A 2617-nucleotide genomic window follows, 5' to 3' on the forward strand; every position below is an offset into this window, starting at 1 on the left:
TCCGGGAGGCGCAGCTTTTTGATAACGACCGCCGTGAATGCGCTTGCCGGCGTCGTTGTGTCCGCCATGCCTCTAAAGGCGGTGGCCGCTGTGAACAGTCCGGCCGACCGATTTATGTCGGTGTCCCGTCTGCTGACCGGAAAATCAGATCTGGATTTCACGATATCGTCACGGACGTTTGAAGCGCTGAGTGAGCTAGATCCGAAATTTCCCGATCGCCTAACTGCTTTGGCGGACGCACTCGACGCCGCCGGCCTGCGCGACATGCGGGATTTCGACAGGTCCTCCGCGGCGGCTCAGCCGGCGCTAAGGACGACCGCGATCGAGATCGTCTCGGCCTGGTATCTAGGCATCGTCGGCATCGGCGCATCCGCGAAGCTCGTCACTTACGAAAATGCATTGATGTATCGGCCTACCCGCGACATCACGCGGCCACCGGCCACCGGGTTCTCCGAATTCGGCTCATGGGCAGCAAAGCCCTGATTGACGCGCGTGTCGCTTCCACTTTCCCAAGGTTTCGAAATCAATGACGACCCAATATGATGCGGATGTGATTGTCGTTGGCTCCGGAGTGAGCGGCAGTCTCATCGCCAACCGACTCGCCCGTGCCGGCAAGTCCGTGATTTTGCTCGAGGCGGGCCCCCGCGTCGAGCGATGGAGTCTCGTCGAGCGTTTCCTCGGCCTCACCAACAAGGCGAACGTCAACGGGCCCTATCCCGATCTCCCCCATGCGCGCGACAGCTTCGGGACGGATTACATCATCGAGAAGGGAAAGACAGTCGCTCGGGCGAGCTATGTGCGCCTCGTCGGCGGCACCACGTGGCACTGGGCCGGCGCCTCCTGGCGTTTGCTGCCCAACGACTTCAAGACCAAGACCCTTTACGGCATCGGGCGCGACTGGCCAATTGGCTATGACGACCTGGAGCCGTATTACGGCCAGGCGGAACGCGAACTCGGCGTCTCCGGCAACGACCAGGAAGATCAGGGGGCCGGCGGCCGGAACCATGCGTTCCCGCCGCGCACGACCCCCTATCCGATGCCTCCGACCCCGCTCGATCACATGCATGAGCGCGTCAAGCAGGTTCTCAGCGCCGACGGATACAAGGTGCTGAGCGAGCCGGCCGCACGTAACTCTGAAGTCTACGATGATCGCCCCGCCTGCGCCGGCAACAACAATTGCACACCGATCTGCCCGATCGGCGCGCTGTACAGCGGCGCCGTGCATGCGGAGAAGGCTGAGGCCGCCGGCGCCCGCCTGATCCCCGATGCCGTCGTCTACAAGATCGAAACAGGCGACGGGGGCAAGATCTCTGCGGTCGTCTACAAGAGCCCGGACGGCACCGACCACCGCCTGACCGCGCGTTATTTCGTGCTGGCGGCCTACGCTATCGAGACGCCCAAGCTGATGCTGATGTCGACGTCGGATCGCTTCCCGCAGGGCATCGCGAATTCATCCGGTATGGTCGGACGTAATCTGACCTGCCAGCCCGAGAGCAAGATCTCGTTGATCGCCGAAGAGCCGTTGTGGCCGGGACGCGGCCCGGTCCACCCGCAGGTGTTCTTCCGCGAACGCGATGGCGACTTCCGCAAGCTGCGGGCGGCTGGCAAGCACGTCATCAACAACAATGTGCCCAACCAGCAGATCGCAGCCCGCCTGCTGAAGGAAGGCGTGATTGGCCCGCAACTCGACGAACAGATCCGCCACCAGTCGGCGCGCTTTGTCGAGGTCACCACCCAGCACGAGCTGCCTCCCAATCCCGAGAACCGGATCGTGCCGAGTACGACCGAGCGCGACGCGCTCGGCCTGCCCCGGCCGGAGATCCATTTCTCCCGCGAGGATCCCTATCTGCTCGCCGGAGCCGAGGCCACGAAGCGCGAATACCAGCGCATCACGCAATTGTTCGGCGGTCGTCCCTACGAGGATCTGCGCTGGTCGCATCCGCATTCCCAAGGCACCACAATCATGGGCGCCGATCCCAGAGATTCTGTGGTCGATGGCCAATGCAGGGCGCACGATCATCCGAACCTGTTCATCGCTGGACCCAACGTGATGTCGATGCCGGGCGTCGTGAACCCGACCCTGACGGCGGCGGCCCTCGCGCTGCGCTCCGCCGACGTGATTCTCCGCGAGGTCTAGGCTCCGCGCGACGCGCTCCGGCAGGCTTTGTCCTGCCAGCGCAACATCCTGAAAAAATGAAGGTTTCTGAAAACTGCGAAACCCGCTTTTACGCGCGCTTAAGCTCTGAATGGTATTCACGTACGCAGTTGCACTTTCAGAAAGTCACGGAGTTTATATGCGCATCAAGACAGTCTTCTTGATTGGATTTGTGGCTGTCGCCATTCCCGGTTTTGTTTCGTCGGCCCGCATGGCTACCGACTCATGGCGCAGTTACGCGCAGGCGCGCGACGCGACATCCACCGCGCACTTGCTCAGCAACGCCATGCTCGCAAAGACGTCGGCGGCGGTCGAGATCGGCCAGTTGAGCACGGCCGCTGTGGCGGCAAATGCGGACATGAAACCCGTTGATGCCAGCATCGCACAGACCGACAAGGCGATCGAAGCGACGCGGCGAGATCTGGACGCCAAGAATCCCACTGCAGTCGTGCTGCAAGAGAC

General features: G+C 62.4%; 3 protein-coding genes. All 3 read left to right on the forward strand.

The annotated features are described in order from the left end of the window. Window positions 1-483, forward strand: a 483-nt coding sequence (locus JWR89_RS23470; RefSeq protein ID WP_299720572.1) for a sugar dehydrogenase complex small subunit, incomplete at its 5' end; no start/stop codon positions are given. Between the two features lie 43 nt (window positions 484-526). Further along, the gene (locus JWR89_RS23475; RefSeq protein ID WP_299720574.1) at window positions 527-2137 is read left to right on the forward strand and encodes a GMC family oxidoreductase; all 1611 of its coding nucleotides are present in this window, start codon (window positions 527-529) and stop codon (window positions 2135-2137) included. A gap of 157 nt (window positions 2138-2294) precedes the next feature. Beyond that, on the forward strand, window positions 2295-2617 hold a 323-nt coding region (locus JWR89_RS23480; RefSeq protein ID WP_299720576.1), incomplete at its 3' end, for a hypothetical protein.

The sequence above is a fragment of the Tardiphaga sp. genome (genome assembly GCF_028290785.1).
In the GTDB taxonomy this organism is placed as follows: Bacteria; Pseudomonadota; Alphaproteobacteria; order Rhizobiales; family Xanthobacteraceae; genus Tardiphaga.

Coding starts and splice junctions, on each gene's coding strand:
- JWR89_RS23475 (WP_299720574.1), top strand. CDS start 527: ATGACGACCCAATATGATGCGGATGTGATTGTCGTTGGCTCCGGAGTG.